Below are 18031 nucleotides of genomic sequence, written 5' to 3'. Positions count from 1 at the left end.
CCCACGCCCCCCCCCCCCCGCCCCACCCCCGCGCCCTCCGCCCGCTACCCCCCCTCCTCCCAGCTTGTGTCCCGCCGCCCTTGCCGCGCCAACAACCTCATGGCCGACGGGCGCGGTCAGAGCCAGTCGTTGCGGCGGAACCAGCGGTAGAGGGCCAGGGACGTGGCGAGCATCAGGGCCAGCACCCCGGGATAGCCGTAGGTCCAGCTCAGCTCCGGCATGAAGTCGAAGTTCATGCCGTAGACACCGGCGATCGCCGTCCACACCGCGGCGATCGCCGCCCACGCGGCGATCTTGCGCATGTCGTTGTTCTGGTCGACCGTCACCTGGGCCAGTCGCGCCTGAAGAATCGAGTTCAGCAGGTCGTCGTGGGAGTTGACCTGCTCCACGGTGCGGCTGAGATGGTCCTGCACATCCCGGAAGTAGCGGCGCACCTCCTTGGGCACGTCCCGGTTCATCTGCGCGGTAAGCGTCAGCAGTGGGCGCTGCAACGGCATCACCGCCCGCTTGAACTCGACCAGTTCGCGTTTCATCTGGTAGATCCGCTGGATTCGGCCGCTGGTCTGGCGGTCGAACACCTCCGTCTCCAGCACGTCCATGTCGTCCTCAAGCTGATCGGCAACCTCCAGGTAGAGGTCGACGACCCGGTCGGTGATCGCGTACGCGACGGCCCAGGGGCCGTTGAGCAGCAGCTCCTGACGCGCCTCCAACTCCTCGCGTACGGGTGCCAACCGGCAGGCGTCACCGTGCCGGACACTGATCAGGAACTGCGGGCCGATGAAGAGCATCACCTGCCCGGTCTCCACCACATCGGAGTGCTCGGTCAGCTCGGTGTGCTCGCAGTACCGGGCGGTGCGCAGCACCAGGAAGCTGACGTCGCCGAACCGCTCCAGCTTCGGGCGCTGCTGGGCCTTGACCGCGTCCTCCACGGCCAACTCGTGCAGGCCGTAGGTGGTGGCGATCTCGGTCATCTCGGCGAGGTCCGGCTCGTGCAGGCCGAGCCAGACGAACCCGGACTCGGCGGCGCGGGCCGCTGCCAGCGCGTCGGCGTAGTTCCAGTCCCCGGCCTGCCGCTGGCCGTCGAGGTAGAGCGCGCAGTCGACCACCGCACTGCGCCGTTGGCCGGTCGGCGGCTGGCCGGGCTGCGCTGCGTCCGGGCTGAGTCGACGCGTCACGGCCCGCATCGGCGACCAGTTCCGAGGCCGCAGGGAGCGACCTGCGCTGGTGCTGGTGGTCCGGTTGTCCTCGGCGGCCGGGTCGTCCGGTGAGGCGGCCCTGGCCCGCTGCGTCCGCTCCGTCATCACGGCCCTCCCCCCGCCGACTGCGGCTTGCAGGTTACGCCGCCGCAGCGAGCATGGTCGTGCGGCAGGGGTGGCGCCGGACGGACCGGACCGCATCCGGGGGGTGAGGGGGGCGATCCGGCCCGCCCGGCGCCATTGGGGGCGGGGGGTTGTGCTGGCCGCGTCACACCAGCGCGCGGGCGGCTGGGCCGCACCGGTGGCCGGGGGTGGGGCGGGTGCGGGCCGCCCCGATCTCCCGTACGCGTGGTGAGTGACGCTCGCAGCATTGTGGGCCGCGAGTCGCTTCGACGGGAGTCCCAGGCTGGCGGATATCGCTGTTCTGTCAGAAAGACGACAGAAAATTAGCCGCGTACCGCCTTCATCGCGTCGGCCAGCCGCCGAACACCCTCGTCGATCCGGTCCGCGGTGACCGCCGAATAGGCCAGGCGGAGTGCGTGCCGCCCACCGTCCATGACGAAGTCGCTGCCCTTGACCACCGCGACCCCGCGCTCGGCCGCCGCCGGGGCGAGCCGCTCGACCTCGACGTCCTCCGGCAACTCGACCCAGAGGAAGTAGCCACCGTCCGGCTCCACGAAGCGGGCCTCGGGAATGTGCCGGCGCAGCGACTCGGCAAGCACCGAGGCCCGCTCACCGAGGGCGGCCCGGACCGTCTCGATCGACCGCTGGATGTCCCCCGAGACGCAGAACTGGTGCACGATGGCCTGCGAGACCATGCCGGGAGAGATGTAGAGGCTGGTCGCCTTCTTCGCGATGTCCCCGATCAGGTCCGCCGGGCCCACCAGGTAACCGACCCGCACGCCGGGGCAGACGGTCTTGGTGAAGCTGGAGGCGTGCACCACCACGTCGCGGGTGTCCATCGACAGCATCGACGGCAGCGCCTCGCCCCGGAACCGGATGTCCGCGTACGGGTCGTCCTCGAAGATCGTGAAACCGAACTCGGCGGCCAGGTCCAGCAGTTCGCGACGCTTCTCCAGGGACAGCGTCACACCGGCCGGGTTCTGGTAGTTCGGGATGACGTGGGCCAGCCGGGGGCGGACCCCGGACTCCAGCAGCTTGCGCAACTCGGCGGTGTCCAGACCGTCCGGCTGGATAGTGACGGCGTGCAGTTCACTGCCCAGGTTGCGCAGGTTGAGCAGGGTGCGGTCGTAGGTGGGGCGCTCCACCACCACCGCGTCCCCGGGACGGACCAGGTGATCGAAGAGGAAGGCGTCGGCCTGCAACGAGCCGTTGGTGACCAACACCTGCTCCGCCTCGACGCCGTGCTTCTCGGCGATCCACTTACGGAGCGGGACGTAACCGACGGAGGTGCCGTACGCGGTCACCCCGGCGGGGTCGGCGTCGAAGGCGCGAACGGCGGCGGCCTTGAGCCCCTCGACATCGACGATGTCCAGCGAGGGGGCGCCACGGGCGAAGGAGATCAGCTGCTCGGCGGTCATGGCTGTTCAGCGTACGGCCGGTGGCGGGAGGTACGCCGACGGCACGACGATGTCCGCATCCTGAGCCACCGGGTCGGGTGAACGACGCCCCCGGTGGATGGCCCCCTCCCGCCGGCTGTGCGGCAGGTCAGGCCGCCAGCCGCACCGGTCCACGCGTCATCCGCCGCTGCCGACCATCCGGCTGGCCGCCCACACCCGCATGATGTCGCGTACGGAGATGACGCCGGCCACCTCACGACCATCGAGGACGACGAGGTGCCGGAACCCACCTCGGGCCATCGCCGCCGCCGCTTCCTCGATCGTCCACTCCGGCCCGGCGTACACGACGTCCCAGGTCAGGTGAGCCCCGGTCCGCTCGACATCACAGTCGAGCCCGGCACCGATCGCGTTGAGCACGTCCCGCTCGGTCATGATCCCGACGCCCTCGGAATCCGGGTCGATCACCACCGCCGACCCGACGCCGCGCTCCGACATCATCCGCGCCGCCTGACGGAGCGTGTGCTCCGGACCGACCACGAGGATCTCACTGGACATAGCTTCCCGAACCTGCATGACACATCACCCCTTTGGGACGGCCGCACCCGGATACCCGCAATGGTGAGGCCCGTAGGTTTCCGGGACAAGACCGGACAACGTCACGGGTGCGGCGGCCACGGTTACAGTTCTCCATGTGTCCACCGAGCCGCTGCGCTGCGCCGGAGCGTTGATCGTCGCTCCGGACGGGCACCTGTTCTTCCAGCGCCGTTCCCCACACCGGCGGCTCTTCCCCAACTGCTGGGACATCGTCGGCGGGCACCTCGAACCAGGCGAGTCCGTGCAGGAGGCGCTGTACCGGGAGGTCACCGAGGAGACCGGTTGGCGGGTGTCCGAGGTGATCGCCGAGGTCGGCGAGTACCGCTACGTCGGCGACGACGGCCTGACCCGGATCGAGAGCGACTGGCTGGTCCGGGTCGACGGCGACCTGACGGCCCCGGTGCTGGAGGCGGGCAAGCACACCGAGTACCGCTGGCTCGGACCCGACGATCTCGACCTGCTCGACGAGCACCGCGACGTCAACGACGGACTGATCCGGCGGATCGCCGAGCAGGGCTTCGCCGTCCTGCGGTCCATCGGTTCGTGAGCGGCCCGGTCGAGCTGCCTCCGCACTGGTACGCGGCGCTGGCCGCGCCCGCTATCCTCCTCCGGTGAGCGCCACGAGAACAGGAACTGATGCCGGCATGGTCGGAATGGTGTTGGCAGCTGGTGCCGGCCGACGGTTACGCCCCTACACCGACACCCTGCCCAAGGCGCTGGTGCCGGTGGACGGCGAGACCACCATCCTCGACATCGCGCTGCGTAACCTGGCCGAGGTGGGCCTCACCGACGTCGTGGTGGTGGTGGGATACGCCGCGGACGCCGTCCGGCAACGTCAGGCCGACCTGGAGCGCCGGTACGGAGTCACCCTCACCCTCGTGCACAACGACAAGGCCGAGGAGTGGAACAACGCGTACTCGCTCTGGCTGGCGCGTGACTGGTTCTCCCGTGGCGTCCTGCTGGTCAACGGGGACACCGTGCACCCGGTGAGCGTGGAGAAGACCCTGCTGGCCGAGCGTGGCCCCGGTGTGCTGCTGGCGGTCGACACCATCAAGCCGCTGGCGGACGAGGAGATGAAGACCACCTTCGACGCCGCCGGCCAACTCACCCGGATCACCAAGCTGATGGACCCGGCCGAGGCGTACGGCGAGTACATCGGGGCGACCCTGATCGAGCCGCAGGTGGCCGAGGCCCTCGCCGACGCGCTGGAGGCCACCTGGCGGCGCGACCCGAACCTGTACTACGAGGACGGCTACCAGGAGTTCGCCGACCGAGGCGGCGAGGTGCGGGCCGCGCCCATCGGCGACGTGCCCTGGGTCGAGGTCGACAACCACGCCGACCTGGCCCGGGCTCGGGAGATCGCGTGCCGCTACTAGCCCGTACGGTCACCACGCCACTGTCGATCGAGGTCCGCCGCGGCGCGGTGACGGACCTCGGCGCACTGTTGGCCGACCGGCGGATCTCCGGTGGCGGGGACGTCGCGGTGGTGGTCGGCCCCGGGCAGGGCGAGAAGATCGCGGAGCTGTGCCAGCCGTCCCTCGGCTCGGCCGACATCTTCACCGTCAGCGGCGGCACCGTCGACTCGGCCAACGAGCTGGGTGACCAGCTTCGCCGCCGGCACTACGACGCGGTCGTCGGCATCGGCGGTGGCAAGACCATCGACACGGCCAAGTACGCGGCCACCCGCTACGCCCTCCCGATGGTCACCGTGGCGACCAGCCTCGCCAACGACGGCATCGCCTCCCCGGTGGCGTCGCTGAGCCACGAGGGCGGCAAGGGCTCCTACGGGGTGCACATCCCGATCGCCGTCCTGGTCGACCTCGACTTCGTGGAGAACGGGCCGGACCGGCAGACCCAGGCCGGGATCGGCGACGCGGTGAGCAACCTGAGCGCCTGCGCCGACTGGGAACTGGCCCACCGGGTACGCGGCGAGCCGATCGACGGTCTGGCCCTGACGCTGGCCCGCACCGGCGCGGAGGCCCTGCTCAACCACCCAGGCAAGATCACCGATGACGCCTTCCTGACCACCCTGGCCGAGGCGCTGATCCTGGGCGGCATCTCGATGTCGATCTGTGGTTCCAGCCGACCGGCCAGCGGCGGCGACCACGAGATCTCCCACGCCATCGACCATCTCTTCCCGGGCACCGGCTCACATGGGGAGCAGGTCGGCCTCGGCGCGCTGTTCTGCACCTTCCTCCGTGGCGATCTGGAACGCTTCGGGCAACTGGCCCGCTGCCTGCATCGGCACGGGCTGTCCACCCGACCGGGCGACCTGGGCCTCACCGACGAGCAGTTCGTCGAGGCGGTGACCTTCGCGCCGCGTACCCGGCCGGACCGTTACACGATCCTCGAACACCTCGCGCTGTCCGCTGACGACCTTCGTATCCGGCTGGGAGACTACGTTGACGCCCTCCGTGAGCACCTTGGCTGAGCCGTCCCGCCCCACGGTCGCCGACTTCCACCGGGTGAACCGGGGCGGTGGCCTGTTCAGCGAGTCGATCAGCCAGTGGATCGGTGCGGTCTTCGCGCTGGTCGCCCAGCGTCTCGGGCTCCGGCCGACGGTGCTGACCATCACCAACCTGCTGCTCGGGTTGGCCACCTCGGTCACCGTGGTCGCCCTCGCCGGCCCGGTCGCCGCCGGGGACGTGCCCGCTCCGGTGGTGGGGTTGCTCGCCCTGGTCGGCTGGCAGGTGGCGTACGCCCTGGACTGCGCCGACGGGCAGTTGGCCCGGGTGACCGGCCAGGGCAGCGCGGCGGGTGCCCGGGTCGACGTGCTCTGTGACGTGGCCGCCCAGATCGCCCTGGTCGCCGCGTTGGCGGCGACCGCTGTGGCACAGCGCCCGTCGACGCCGGTCTGGCTGGTGGCCGCCTTCGCTGGGACCTGGATGGTCAACCTGGTCACCTCGGTGATGCAGTCCGGGCCGAACGCGGCCAGCATGGTCACCTCGACGTCGCTGCCCGTACGCCTGGTGAAGCTGGTCCGCGACTACGGCGCGGTGATCTTCGCCGCCGCCCTGGTGTTGACCTTCGCCCCGGCGCTGGCGTTCTGGGTGATCGTGGCGTTCACGATCGTCAACGGCGGCTTCCTGCTGGCCAGCATCGCCTTCTCCGCCCGCGCCAGCCTGTAGCTCTTCTCCCCGGAGAGCAAGACGCGTTCGGCGGCCGTCACGCGCCCGATTTTTCCGATGCGTCCGCCACGCCGGGGCCATTGATAGAGGTCATCGGCAATTATTGACACCTCAATCAATGCCGTGGGAAGATCCTCATAGATGAAGATCGCTTCATGTCGAAGCTGACGTCAGTCTTCCCATGCCACCCCACCACTGGGAGATGTCATGCCCAAAACCGCCAAACGGATCGCCTCGGTCCTCGGTGCCACCGCCCTGACCACGTCCCTGGTCGCCACGCCCGCAGCCGCCACCGAGCCGGAGCGGGAGCCGTTCAAGTCGCCTGACCAGGGCCTGGTCCTCTACACCGCGAACAGCGCCTACGTGGTCGCCCGGCACACCGAGGTCGACGACCTCTGCCACCCGATGCAGGACGCGGTCACGTCCATCGCCTGGACTCCCGTGTACGCGATCGCCTACGCGAATGACGACTGCACCGGTCCCGGGTTGGGGCTCGGCATCTGGCGGAGCTGGAACTCCGGCCAGTTCCTCTCCTACAAGCTCGTCTCCTACTAACCCCACTATTTCGCCTGAACGGCGGTGTCCGCGTGGGTCGGATACCGCCGTCCGGCGGAATGGAGTCGATCAGGAACGGGCGAGGTCCGCGTACACGGCGAGGAGCTGCTTGGTGACCACGTCGGGGTGGAAGACCCGCTCGTAGCGGGACCGGGCAGGCACCGCGAGCGCGGCGGCACCGGCTGCGGCCAGCGGCAGCGCGGCGGCGAGCGCCGCCGGGTCCGGCGGCACCACCCAACCGGCCTCACCAGCCTGGACCCCACCCGGCAGCGCACCCTCGGTGCCCGACGCACCGCTCAAACCGGCCGGGCCGCTGGGAGCGGGTGGGCCACCGGGGCTGGCCGGGGCGGAGGCCGTGGCGGTCGCGGCCGGGCCGGTGCCCGCAGGCTCGCGCGGAGTGTCCGCGCCGACCAGGTACGGAATGCCACCCAACGCGGTGCCGAGGACCGGACGGCCACTGGCCAGCGCCTCGAGGATCACCGTCGGTAGTACGTCGTGCCAGGTGGAGGTCGCCAGCACCACGGCGCTGGCGGTCAGCGCCTCGCGGACCCCGGCCCGGTCCAGCGGCCCGAGGAAGGTCACGTCGGCTCGTTCGGCCGCCGCCGCCTCGACCAGCGGACGCAACTCACCGTCACCGGCCACCCGCAGCGGCCCGAGCGCCCCGTCGGGGTGCCGACGCCACGCCTCCAGCAGCAGGTCGAGCCCCTTCTCGGGGGAGAGCCGGCCGAGGAAGAGGAAGCCCTGACCGAGCGGGGTCGGCATGCCGGGATCGGGGATGCCGTTCGGCTTGACCACGATCCGGGAGTCCGGAATGCCGTAGTCACGCAGGTGGTCGGCGACGGCGCTGGTCAACGCGATGAACCGGTCCACCGACTTCCAGGTGCCCCGGTGCACGGCCAGGGTGGTGGCCATCAGCGCGCTCTGCGCCCGCGACCCCCGGTAGCAGCGGTGCACCACCGCAGGAACCCCCAGGGCCCGGCCCCGGCAGTCCTGGCAGATCACGCCGTCGCGGAAGTACAGCCCGGAGGAACAGACCTGGCGGTAGTTGTGCACCGTCTGCACCACCGGCACGCCGTGTTTGTGCGCGGTCCGCACCACCCAGGGCGACAGCAGCGGGTACGGGTTGTGCAGGTGCAGCACGTCCGGCCGATGCTCGGTGAGCAGCCGGGACAGCTCCTGCTGGGCCCGGGGCGCGTAGATCGGGGAGATCGGCAGCAGCGCCTTCGCCGTCCTCGGCATCGACGGGATCTCGTCGGAGCTGCGCAGGAAGGGCAGCACCTCCACACCGGCGGCGGTGAGCTGGGAGATCTCCGCGTCGACGATGGTGTTCTCACCGGAGGGCTGAGCTTCCCGGTACCGGTTGTGCGCCACCACGATTCTCACGGGAAAGAAGGCTACCGTTGGGACGTGCCCGAACTACCGGAGGTGGAGGCGCTCGCCGGTTACCTGCGACAGCGCGCCGTGGGCAGGCGGGTCGACCGCCTGGAGATCGCCGCGATCAGCGCCCTGAAGACGTACGACCCGGCGCCGAGCGCCGTCGCCGGCCGCCCGGTGACCGACGCCCGGCGGCACGGCAAGTTCCTCGACGTGGTCTTCGACGGTGACCTGCACCTGGTGGTCCACCTGGCCCGCGCGGGCTGGCTGCACTACCGGGAGGCGTTCGCCTCGAACGTCCCGTTACGGCCCGGCAAGGGCCCGATCGCGATCCGGGTACGCCTCGACGACGGCTCCGGTTTCGACCTGACCGAGGCCGGCACGCAGAAGAAGCTCGCCGCCTATCTGGTGACGGACCCGCAGGTGGTGCCCGGGATCGCCAGGCTCGGGCCGGACGCGCTCTCGGCCGACCTCGCCACCTTCGCCGGTGCCCTGCGCAGTCGCCGGGGCCAGGTCAAGGGGGTGCTCACCGACCAGGCGGTGCTCGGTGGGGTCGGCAACGCGTACTCCGACGAGATCCTGCACGCGGCGAAGCTCTCGCCGTTCGCGTTGACCGACCGGCTGACCGACGACCAGATGGCGACCCTGCACACGGCGACCCGCCGGGTGCTCGGCGACGCGGTGACCCGCTCGCTGGGGCAGCGGGCCGCCGAACTCAAGGGCGAGAAGCGATCCGGGCTGAAGGTGCACGCCCGCACCGGGCTGCCCTGTCCGGTCTGTGCAGACACCATCCGGGAGGTCTCCTTCGCCGATTCCAGCCTCCAGTACTGCCCGACCTGCCAGACCGGCGGGAAGCCTCTTGCTGACCGACGGTTGTCGAGACTCGTACGGTGAGTAACGCCACTGCCGATTACGGAGCGGAATCGGACGGCCGGTGCGCAACCACTGGTCTGGCGCTCTACCCGGGCCGCCATCCATCGGTATAGTGGCCCGGTCCCCAGCCTCCGAATGGGTGGGGCCGGCCAGATCCCAGGCGGTAGGTGGCCGTCGTGCAATGTCTCTCGGGTCAGCGACGGAACGGAACGCGCGTGGGAAACTGGAGCGGTGGGCGACCCGGGGCGGTCACGGCGAGTGAACGTGACGGGTCATGCGGGAGGACATGGGTGAGGTGACGGCTAGCCTCCAGCGCCCGGTTACCAACGAAGGCCGGAGCAAACTCGTGCGGCACGTCGACAGCTTCGAGATCGAGCCGCCGAACCCGTCGTCCACGAACGGTGTACCCCGATCGGCGTGGGCCCGGGCCCGGCGGCGCGTGTCGCGCTGGCACCGGCCCTACACGGCGATCCTGCTGCTGCTCGACTTCGCCGCGGCCGCCTTCGCCAGCTTCACCGCGATCCGCACCTTCGACCAGGCCACCGCGGGCTTCTACGACGCCCAGAACGACCCGACCTGGTTCTACACCGTCGCGTTCCTGCTGCTGCCGCTCGGCTGGCTGATCATCCTCTGGTTCAACGGCGCCTACGACCGGCGCTGTCTCGGGCTCGGGCCGGACGAGTTCAAGCGGGTGATCCGGGCCGGGGTGGCCGTCTGCGCGGCGGTGTCGTTCCTCGCCTTCGCCACCGTGACCAACCTGTCCCGGTTCACCGTCGGCACGGCGCTGCTGCTGGCCCTGCTGCTGATCCTGCTGGGCCGGATCCTGGCCCGTTTCGTGCTGCACACCATCCGGCGCAACATCCAGCAGGCGGCGCACCGGATGGTGCTGGTCGGGACCCTGCCGGAGTGCCTGGAGGTGTACACGGCGGTCACCCGCACCCCGGCAGCCGGGCTCGTCCCGGTAGCCATCCACATCACCGACGGCTACGCGGCGGCCAAGGGCGTGCAGACCCCGGTTCCGGTGTACGCGGGCCGTGACGTGCTGGCCCTGGTACGCGAGGTCGGCGCGGACACCATCGCGGTCTGCGGCTCGGCCAGCGCCGAGCCCGGCGAGCTGCGCCGTCTGGCCTGGCAGTTGGAGGGCTCCGGGGTCGACCTGGTGGTGGCCCCGCAGCTGACCGACATCGCCGGTCCCCGGGTGCATATCCGCCCGATCGAGGGCCTGCCGCTGCTGCACGTCGAGGAGCCCACCCTGTCCGGGCCGGCGCTGCTGGCCAAGAGCATGATGGACCGCGTCGCCGCCGGAATCGGGCTGCTCATGCTGGTCCCGGTGTTCGTCGCGATCGCCATCGCGATCCGGATCTCCGATCCGGGTCCGGTCTTCTTCCGGCAGCCCCGGGTGGGGCACGAGGGGCGCACGTTCCGGGTGTGGAAGTTCCGGACCATGTACGTCGACGCCGAGGACCGGCTGGCCAGCCTGGTCGACCAGAACGAGACCGACGGCCTGCTGTTCAAGATGAAGGAGGACCCCCGGGTCTTCCCGGTGGGTCGTTTCCTGCGGGCCTCGTCGCTGGACGAGCTGCCCCAGTTGATCAACGTACTCAAGGGGGAGATGTCGCTGGTCGGGCCGCGCCCGCTGCCCGCCGACGACGGTGACTTCCTGGGTGATGTGCGACGTCGACTACTGGTCCGCCCCGGCATGACCGGTTTGTGGCAGGTGTCCGGCCGCTCCGATCTCTCCTGGGACGAGGCCGTCCGGCTCGACCTGTACTACGTCGACAACTGGTCGCTGGCGTACGACCTGGGCATCCTGTGGCGCACCATCGGCGTGGTGGTGGCCCGCAAGGGCGCATACTGACGCACACCGCCCCTTCCCCACAGCGCCCGAAACCAGCAGGATCGTCGACGTGGGTGGCAACATCTCCGCCGTGATCGGCGTCTTCTCTCTGGTCAGCGTGCTGGCCGGGGCGCTGTTCGCGGTCGGTCGGCTACGCGGTCGGCGTGGCATCGCCACTCCCGGGCAGCGGGCCACCTACGAGGTGCTGCACACCGCCGGGCTGGCGGCCGAGCCGTTGCGGGCCGGACTGAACCCGGCCGGCGCGGCGAAGGCCGCCCGCCACCTGCGCACCCTGATCGGCTCCGAAGGGCTGGCGTTGGCCGACACCGACGACCTGCTCGCGCTCGACGGACGCGGCGCGCACCATCGGGAGCAGTTGCGGGCCGCCGCTCGTCGGGTGATCACGTCGGAACGGTCCACCGTGCTGGGCGAGGCGGAACTGACCTGCAACCGGATCGACTGCCCGGTCCGGGGCGCGGTGGTGGCCCCCCTCGGTGGGGCGTCGGGCCGGATCGCGGGCGCGCTGGTGGCGGTCACCGGCGGCGCGCCCGCACCCGGTCTGGTCCAGGCCACCCTGGAAACCGCCCACTGGGCCGGCAGTCAGGTGGCGCTGGCGGAGCTGGACTCGTCGCGGGAGCGGTTGGCACGGGCCGAGGTACGCGCGCTGCGCGCCCAGATCAGCCCGCACTTCATCTACAACGCGCTGACCGCGATCGGCTCCTTCGTCCGGACCGATCCGGAGCGGGCCCGGGAGCTGATCCTGGAGTTCGCCGAGTTCACCCGCTACTCGTTCCGGGCACACGGCGAGTTCACCACGCTGGCCGAGGAGCTGCGCTCGATCGACCGCTACCTGACCATCGAGCGGGCCAGGTTCGGTGACCGGCTCCAGGTGCGGCTCCAGATCGCCCCGGAGGTGCTGCCGGTGACCCTGCCGTTCCTGTGCCTCCAACCGCTGGTCGAGAACGCGGTGCGCCACGGGTTGTCCCGCAAGCCGGGCACGGGCATGGTGAGCATCGAGGCCCAGGACGCGGGCGCCGAATGTCACATAACGGTGGAGGACGACGGAGTGGGGATGGATCCGGCCACGCTGACCGCAGGAATAGCAGAGCTGGCCGGGTCGACCGGCGACCCGGGCGACGACCCGGGCCAACACGTCGGGCTGTCGAACGTCGACGAGCGCCTGCGGTCGGTCTTCGGCGACCGCTTCGGCCTGGTCGTGGAGACCGGCGTCGGTTCGGGCACGAAGGTGAGCATGCGGGTGCCGAAGTTCCATCCCGGCGTACGGGCGGGTTCGTGACCGCCACCGGCCCGGCCCCGGTCACCGGCTTCCTGCGGGTGCTGGCGGTCGACGACGAGCCACCGGCGCTGGACGAGTTGGCCTACCACCTGCGAGCCGACCACCGGGTGGCCCGGCTGCACACGGCCGGCGACGCCACCGAGGCGCTGCGGGTGCTCCGCGACGACGACGTGGACGTGGTCTTCCTGGACATCCGGATGCCCGGCCTGGACGGCATGGAACTGGCCCGGGTACTGCGCCGCTTCGCCCGGCCCCCGGCGATCGTCTTCGTCACCGCGTACGACGACGGTGCGGCGGACGCCTTCGACATGGGCGCCACCGACTACGTGCGCAAGCCGGTACGCGCGGAACGGCTGGCCGAGGCGTTGCGCCGGGTGGTCGGCTCGCGGGTGGTGCCCGCCCATCCCGCCGCGTTGGCCAGGGCTGAGGAGGATCCCACCATCCCGGTCGAGCTGGCTGGCACCACCAGGATGCTGCCCCGCTCCGCGGTGCGGTGGGTCGAGGCGCAAGGTGACTACGCCCGGCTGCACACCGCAGACGGGTCGCACCTGGTGCGGGTGTCGCTGGCCACGCTCGCCGAGCGGTGGGGCGACGCCGGTTTCGTCCGGATCCACCGGTCGTACCTGGTGCAACTGCGGCTGATCGCCGAGCTTCGCCTGGTGAACAGCGGCTATGTGGTGGTCATCGACGGCACGGAGTTGCCGGTGAGCCGCCGGCACACCCGGGAGCTGAAGGACAAGCTGGTCCGGGCCGCCAAGCAGGAGTGGAGCCGCTGATCGGCGGCACTGTCCACCGGGTTGTCCACAGGCTCGACCCGTTATCCACAAGTTGTCCACAGCCCTCTTGACATTCCCGTCCGGCGGACAAGACTGCCGGGATGGCCGCCGAGGATGCACTGCCGGCACCCCGCCGTCCCGATCCCGCCGAGACCTCCGCCGAGCCGGTCGGCTCCGGACCTCCCGGGCGTACCCGGGTGGTGTTGGCCGAGGTGTCCCGCCGACCGCACTGGGTCGCCGGCATCCACACCGAGCTGACTCAGCAGACCCGGGTCGGTGAGGCACTCATCCGTGGGCTGGTCCGCGCGCAACTGGCCCTGGCGTTGCAGTTGTCGGCGGTGGTGCTGATCGGGTTGGGCGGGCTGCCCTGGCTGTTCGCCATCGCACCCTCGGTCGGCCGGATGACCGTGCTCGGCGTCAACCTCCCGTGGCTGCTGCTCGGGGTGCTCTCCTTCCCGTTCCTGGTCGCCGTCGGATGGACGTACGTGCGCCTGACCGAGCGCAACGAGCAGGACTTCACCGACCTGGTCCAGCGACCGGAGCGCTGACGTGGGCAACGACCTCGTCGTACCGGCGATCGTGGCGGTCACGCTGATCACCGTCGCCATCGGTTTCTACGGGCTGCGGCTGGCCCGCACCACCTCCGATTTCCTGGTCGCCTCCCGGGTGGTCAGCCCCACCTGGAACGCCGCCGCGATCGGCGGCGAGTACCTCTCGGCGGCGAGTTTCCTCGGCGTCGCCGGGTTGATCCTCAAGTACGGCGTGGACGTGCTCTGGTATCCGGTCGGGTTCGCCGCCGGCTATCTGGCACTGCTGCTGTTCGTGGCCGCGCCGCTGCGCCGATCCGGTGCGTTCACCCTGCCCGATTTCTGCGAGCTGCGGCTCGGATCCCGCCGGCTACGGACGCTGGCCACCATCTTCGTGATCTTCATCGGCTGGCTCTACCTGGTGCCGCAGCTCCAGGGCGCCGGCCTGACGCTGGCCACCCTGACCGGCTCGCCGTACCCGATCGGCGCGCTGGTGGTGGGCGCTGTGGTGACCGCGAACGTGGCGCTCGGTGGGATGCGCGCGGTCACCTTCGTGCAGGCGTTTCAGTACTGGCTCAAGCTGACCGCGCTGGCCCTACCAGCGATCTTCCTGGCCCTCCAGTGGCAGGCCGACGGCCGCCCGGCGGTGACCCCGCCCGACGGTGCCACGTTCCGGACGGCGACCACCGTCGTGGTCGAGCAGCGTGCCGTGCTCACCCTGGGCGACGGTCAGACCCTGGAGGTACGCCCCGGCGACGAGCTGAGCTTCGCCGAGGGTGAGCCGGTTCCGGAGGTCTCCGGCGTCGCCAACGGGGCCACCGACTGGCTGCTGCCCAGCGACGCGGGTTCCGACGACCGAGGGCTGTTCGCCACGTACTCGCTGATCCTGGCGACGTTCCTGGGCACCATGGGGCTGCCGCACGTCCTGGTGCGCTTCTACACCAATCCCGACGGGGCCGCCGCCCGCCGGACCACCCTGGTGGTGCTGGCCCTGGTCGGCGTCTTCTACCTGCTGCCCACGATCTACGGCGTGCTGGGTCGGATCTACACGCCACAACTGCTGGTCACCGGGCAGACCGACGCGGTGGTGGTGCTGCTGCCGGAAGCGGCGCTCGGTGCCGGGACGACCGGTCGCCTGCTGGCCGCGTTGGTCGCCGCCGGAGCGTTCGCGGCATTCCTGTCCACCTCGTCCGGGCTGCTCACCAGCGTCGCCGGAGTGATCTCCACCGACGTACTCGGCCGGGGCTCGGTACGCGGCTTCCGGCTGGCCACGGTGATCGCCGGGGTGGTGCCGATGGTCCTCGCCCTCAACGTCTCCGGGATGGACGTCTCGCAGGTGGTGGGGTTGGCGTTCGCCGTCGCCGCGTCCAGCTTCTGCCCGCTGCTGGTGCTCGGCATCTGGTGGCGGGGCCTCACCGACGCGGGTGCCGCCGCCGGCATCCTGGTCGGCGGCGGCGCTGCCGTGACGTCGGTCCTGGTCACCGTCCTCGGTCCGGCCCTGACCGGCTGGCCGGCCTCCCTCATCGCTCAGCCGGCCGCCTGGACGGTGCCGTTGGCCTTCACGGTGATGGTCGCGGTCTCCCTGGCCACCCGACGCCGCGCCCCGACCGACGTCGGCCGCACCATGCTCCGGCTGCACGCTCCCGACGCCCTGCGATCGTGAGGGGCCCCGGTCACGCCGGATGGCGGCCCACCGGTGCCAGCCCGGCCCGTCGGTGTGGGCACCGGGGTTCCGCTGCGCCTCCAACTCGGGGATGAGCTGCGGATCCTCCTCCGGTCGGGCGGCGAGCTGGTCGAGACCGGATACGGTCGGGCGCATGACTGGAGAGCACCCGGCGCTGGCGCTACGTGGCCTGGCAAAGAGCTTCGACGGCAAGGTCGCGGTGAACGGCGTGAATCTTGACGTGCCGGCCGGATCCTTCTACGGGCTGCTCGGCCCGAACGGTGCCGGCAAGACCACCACCCTGTCGATGGCGGTCGGTCTGCTGCGGCCCGACGCGGGCGGCGCGTGGGTGCTCGGCCACGACGTGTGGGCCGACCCGGTCACCGCGAAGCAGTTGCTCGGCGTCATGCCGGACGGGGTACGCCTCTTCGACCGGCTCACCGGCGCGGAGCTGCTGGCGTACCACGGCCTGCTGCGCGGCATGGAACCGGACGTGGTCGACCAGCGGGCGGCGGAGCTGCTCGACGTGCTGGCCCTCGCCGACGCCGGTCGGACCCTGGTGGTGGACTACTCCGCCGGTATGAAGAAGAAGATCGGTCTGGCCTGCGCGCTGCTCCACGGGCCCCGACTGCTGGTGCTTGACGAACCGTTCGAGGCGGTCGACCCGGTCTCGGCGGCGCTGATCCGGGACATCCTCCAGCGGTACGTGACCGGTGGCGGGACGGTGGTCTTCTCCAGCCACGTCATGGAGGTCGTGCAACGGCTCTGCACCCACGTGGCGATCCTCGCCGAGGGCATCATCAAGCGGGTCGGCACGCTGGAGCAGGTACGCGGCGACCGCTCGCTGGAGGAGGTCTTCGTCGAGGTGGTCGGCGGGCGTACCGCCACCGGTGAGGAGTTGGCGTGGCTGGCCCAGTGACCACACCGGCCGCCCAGGCGCGGCCGGTCTCGGCGCGTCACTTCGTCCGGCTCAAGCTGCGGGTGATGGGCAACAACTTCCGCGGTCAGGGTTGGCGGGTGGCGCTGTTCCTGGTCGGCTCGCTGCTCGGGCTCTGGTTCGCGGTCGGCGCCTTCTTCGGCCTGGCGGCGCCCGGCTTGATCGGCAACGACCGGTACGCCCTGATGATCGCCGCGTTCGCCGGCGGGCTGATGGTGCTCGGTTGGCTGGTGCTGCCCCTGGTCTTCTTCGGCGTCGACGAGACACTCGACCCGGCCCGGTTCGCCCTGCTGCCACTGCCCCGCCGAACCCTGGTCATCGGGTTGTTCGCGGCGGCACTGGTGAGCGTACCCACGGTCGCGGTGCTGCTCGCGCTCTCCGGCCTGGTGGTCACCGCCGGGGTGTTCGGCGGCTGGTCGGCCGCCCTGGTCGCCGCCGTCGGCGTGGTCTGCGGGCTGCTTCTCTGCGTCGCCGGTGCCCGAGCGTTGACCAGCGCGTTCGCCTCCATGCTCCGGTCCCGCCGGGTTCGTGACCTGGCCGCCGTGCTGCTCGCGGTGGTGGCCGCGCTGCTCGGGCCGTTGCAGATCGCCGGTGTGGCCGCGATCCAGGACACCGACTGGGACCGGCTGACCGGCTTGGCGACGGTGATCGGCTGGACTCCCCTCGGCGCCCCCTGGACGGCGGGCATCGACGTGGCGCAGGGCCGGGCCTGGGCGGCACCCCTGAAGCTGCTGATCACCATCGCCACGATCGTCGCGCTGCTGGCCTGGTGGTCGCGCTCGCTGGAGTCGGCGATGACGGGCGTGGCCAGCAGCGGGCCGAACCGGGCGAAGCCCGAGGTCACCGGCGCGGTGGTGGCCCAGCTCTTTCCCCGGGCCGCCGGCTGGCTGCGGCGGGACCGGTTCGGTGCCCTGGTCGCCCGCGAGGCCCGCTACTGGTGGCGGGACGCGCGACGGCGAGCCAACCTGATCACCGTCGCGGTGGTCGGTCTCTTCGTGCCGGTGATGGTCAACTTCGGTGGGCAGGGTTTTTCGTTCGACAGCACGGAGGGCTTCACCCCTGCCGGCGGTTCGTCGCCGGTCCTGGCCAGCCTCTCCATGGTCTTCGTCGGCCTGCTCGCCGCGGTGACCCTGGCCAACCAGTTCGGTTTCGACGGCAGCGCGTACGCGGCCAACGTGGTGGCCGGCGTGCCCGGCCGGCTGGAGCTGCGCGCCCGGATCACCGCCTTCTCGCTCTACATCCTTCCGATGCTGGCGGTGGTCGCGGTGGTGATCGCGCTGGTGCTGGGCGAGCCGACGTGGATCGGGCTCATGGCGGGTGCGCTGGTCGCCACCTACGGTGTCGGGCTGGCGGTCAACTCGTTCGTCTCCGTGCTGGGCGCGTACTCGTTGCCGGAGACCAGTAACCCCTTCGCGATGAACAGTGGCGCCGGGGTGGTGAAGGGGCTGCTGACCCTGCTGGCCATGGCCGCCACCGCCGCGCTCGCCGTGCCGATGGTGGTCGCCGCGGCGCTGCTCGACGACGTCTGGCTCTGGCTGGGCCTGCCGCTGGGCCTCGCGTACGGCGTCGGCGCGGCGCTGCTCGGCGTCCACCTGGCCGGCGACGTGCTGGACCGCCGACAGCCCGAACTCCTCGCCCTGGTCACCCCCCGCCGCTGACGCCGGGCGCGCCCTCGCCCCCCCCGCGCCCGCGGGGGGCGGCCGGCGGCCCCCCCCCCCCGGCGGCGGGCTCCCCCCGACGCGGCGACCCCGGGG

General features: G+C 71.1%; 17 protein-coding genes. 13 read left to right on the top strand and 4 right to left on the bottom strand.

What is annotated here, in order from left to right:
* Positions 1–116: 116 nt before the first annotated feature.
* The 3 genes from corA to ACLQ2S_RS20900 form a co-directional block, all read right to left on the bottom strand.
* Positions 117–1184 carry a magnesium/cobalt transporter CorA gene (gene corA / locus ACLQ2S_RS20910; RefSeq protein ID WP_425702407.1) on the bottom strand — a complete coding sequence of 356 codons (1068 nt, stop codon included), beginning with the start codon at positions 1182–1184 and terminating at the stop codon, positions 117–119.
* Between the two features lie 458 nt (positions 1185–1642).
* Positions 1643–2737 (bottom strand): PLP-dependent aminotransferase family protein, encoded by a 1095-nt coding sequence (locus ACLQ2S_RS20905; RefSeq protein ID WP_155221430.1) that lies wholly within the window; start codon positions 2735–2737, stop codon positions 1643–1645.
* A gap of 156 nt (positions 2738–2893) precedes the next feature.
* Complete coding sequence (locus tag ACLQ2S_RS20900; protein WP_155221431.1) at positions 2894–3289, bottom strand: CBS domain-containing protein; 396 nt, start codon at positions 3287–3289, stop codon at positions 2894–2896.
* Positions 3290–3407: 118 nt separating this feature from the next.
* On the opposite strand from ACLQ2S_RS20900, the gene ACLQ2S_RS20895 reads away from it, so the two are divergent.
* The 5 genes from ACLQ2S_RS20895 to ACLQ2S_RS20875 all read left to right on the top strand — a co-directional run bounded on the left by ACLQ2S_RS20895 (position 3408) and on the right by ACLQ2S_RS20875 (position 6993).
* Positions 3408–3857: an NUDIX domain-containing protein gene (locus ACLQ2S_RS20895; RefSeq protein ID WP_309223734.1), complete on the top strand. Its 450-nt coding sequence runs from the start codon at positions 3408–3410 to the stop codon at positions 3855–3857.
* 97 nt (positions 3858–3954) lie between these two features.
* The gene (locus tag ACLQ2S_RS20890; protein ID WP_155221475.1) at positions 3955–4686 is read left to right on the top strand and encodes a sugar phosphate nucleotidyltransferase; all 732 of its coding nucleotides are present in this window, start codon (positions 3955–3957) and stop codon (positions 4684–4686) included.
* Positions 4674–5741, top strand: coding sequence for an iron-containing alcohol dehydrogenase family protein (locus ACLQ2S_RS20885; RefSeq protein WP_425702371.1), 1068 nt, complete (start codon positions 4674–4676; stop codon positions 5739–5741). The genes ACLQ2S_RS20890 and ACLQ2S_RS20885 overlap by 13 nt, the downstream gene beginning before the upstream one ends.
* Complete coding sequence (locus ACLQ2S_RS20880) at positions 5725–6438, top strand: CDP-alcohol phosphatidyltransferase family protein (protein WP_309223736.1); 714 nt, start codon at positions 5725–5727, stop codon at positions 6436–6438. Before ACLQ2S_RS20885 ends, ACLQ2S_RS20880 begins: the two co-directional genes overlap by 17 nt.
* A gap of 207 nt (positions 6439–6645) precedes the next feature.
* Positions 6646–6993 carry a hypothetical protein gene (locus ACLQ2S_RS20875; protein ID WP_155221434.1) on the top strand — a complete coding sequence of 116 codons (348 nt, stop codon included), beginning with the start codon at positions 6646–6648 and terminating at the stop codon, positions 6991–6993.
* 69 nt (positions 6994–7062) lie between these two features.
* Here ACLQ2S_RS20875 and ACLQ2S_RS20870 read toward each other — a convergent pair whose 3' ends face one another.
* Complete coding sequence (locus ACLQ2S_RS20870; protein WP_309223737.1) at positions 7063–8376, bottom strand: glycosyltransferase family 4 protein; 1314 nt, start codon at positions 8374–8376, stop codon at positions 7063–7065.
* A gap of 24 nt (positions 8377–8400) precedes the next feature.
* Between ACLQ2S_RS20870 and ACLQ2S_RS20865 the strand changes: the two genes are divergently transcribed.
* From ACLQ2S_RS20865 to ACLQ2S_RS20830, 8 genes are all read left to right on the top strand, one after another.
* Positions 8401–9261 carry an Fpg/Nei family DNA glycosylase gene (locus ACLQ2S_RS20865; protein ID WP_309223738.1) on the top strand — a complete coding sequence of 287 codons (861 nt, stop codon included), beginning with the start codon at positions 8401–8403 and terminating at the stop codon, positions 9259–9261.
* Between the two features lie 265 nt (positions 9262–9526).
* Positions 9527–11098 carry a sugar transferase gene (locus ACLQ2S_RS20860; protein WP_155221477.1) on the top strand — a complete coding sequence of 524 codons (1572 nt, stop codon included), beginning with the start codon at positions 9527–9529 and terminating at the stop codon, positions 11096–11098.
* 49 nt (positions 11099–11147) lie between these two features.
* A complete protein-coding gene (locus ACLQ2S_RS20855) occupies positions 11148–12374 on the top strand; it encodes a sensor histidine kinase (protein ID WP_309223739.1) in 1227 nt (408 codons plus the stop codon).
* Positions 12371–13150 (top strand): LytR/AlgR family response regulator transcription factor, encoded by a 780-nt coding sequence (locus ACLQ2S_RS20850; protein WP_309223740.1) that lies wholly within the window; start codon positions 12371–12373, stop codon positions 13148–13150. Before ACLQ2S_RS20855 ends, ACLQ2S_RS20850 begins: the two co-directional genes overlap by 4 nt.
* 101 nt (positions 13151–13251) lie before the next feature.
* Positions 13252–13698: a hypothetical protein gene (locus ACLQ2S_RS20845; protein WP_230462841.1), complete on the top strand. Its 447-nt coding sequence runs from the start codon at positions 13252–13254 to the stop codon at positions 13696–13698.
* 1 nt (position 13699) lies between these two features.
* A complete protein-coding gene (locus ACLQ2S_RS20840) occupies positions 13700–15340 on the top strand; it encodes a cation acetate symporter (RefSeq protein WP_309223741.1) in 1641 nt (546 codons plus the stop codon).
* A 154-nt stretch (positions 15341–15494) separates the two neighbouring features.
* A complete protein-coding gene (locus tag ACLQ2S_RS20835; RefSeq protein WP_155221436.1) occupies positions 15495–16259 on the top strand; it encodes an ABC transporter ATP-binding protein in 765 nt (254 codons plus the stop codon).
* On the top strand, positions 16244–17935 hold the full coding sequence (locus ACLQ2S_RS20830; protein WP_425702366.1) for an ABC transporter permease: 1692 nt from the start codon (positions 16244–16246) through the stop codon (positions 17933–17935). The genes ACLQ2S_RS20835 and ACLQ2S_RS20830 overlap by 16 nt, the downstream gene beginning before the upstream one ends.
* The last annotated feature ends 96 nt before the right edge of the window (positions 17936–18031 follow it).

This window comes from Micromonospora sp. DT48 (genome assembly GCF_049844495.1).
Lineage (GTDB): Bacteria > Actinomycetota > Actinomycetes > Mycobacteriales > Micromonosporaceae > Micromonospora.
The sequence above is the reverse complement of the archived record's forward strand: the minus strand, read 5'-3'. Positions and strand labels throughout refer to the sequence as shown.

What these genes read in the sequence shown, in the direction of transcription:
- corA (WP_425702407.1), bottom strand. Translation starts at nt 1,184, where the DNA reads ATGCGGGCCGTGACGCGTCGACTCAGCCCGGACGCAGCGCAGCCCGGC.
- ACLQ2S_RS20890 (WP_155221475.1), top strand. Translation starts at nt 3,955, where the DNA reads ATGGTCGGAATGGTGTTGGCAGCTGGTGCCGGCCGACGGTTACGCCCC.
- ACLQ2S_RS20860 (WP_155221477.1), top strand. Translation starts at nt 9,527, where the DNA reads ATGGGTGAGGTGACGGCTAGCCTCCAGCGCCCGGTTACCAACGAAGGC.
- ACLQ2S_RS20845 (WP_230462841.1), top strand. Translation starts at nt 13,252, where the DNA reads ATGGCCGCCGAGGATGCACTGCCGGCACCCCGCCGTCCCGATCCCGCC.
- ACLQ2S_RS20905 (WP_155221430.1), bottom strand. Translation starts at nt 2,737, where the DNA reads ATGACCGCCGAGCAGCTGATCTCCTTCGCCCGTGGCGCCCCCTCGCTG.
- ACLQ2S_RS20875 (WP_155221434.1), top strand. Translation starts at nt 6,646, where the DNA reads ATGCCCAAAACCGCCAAACGGATCGCCTCGGTCCTCGGTGCCACCGCC.
- ACLQ2S_RS20835 (WP_155221436.1), top strand. Translation starts at nt 15,495, where the DNA reads ATGACTGGAGAGCACCCGGCGCTGGCGCTACGTGGCCTGGCAAAGAGC.
- ACLQ2S_RS20900 (WP_155221431.1), bottom strand. Translation starts at nt 3,289, where the DNA reads ATGCAGGTTCGGGAAGCTATGTCCAGTGAGATCCTCGTGGTCGGTCCG.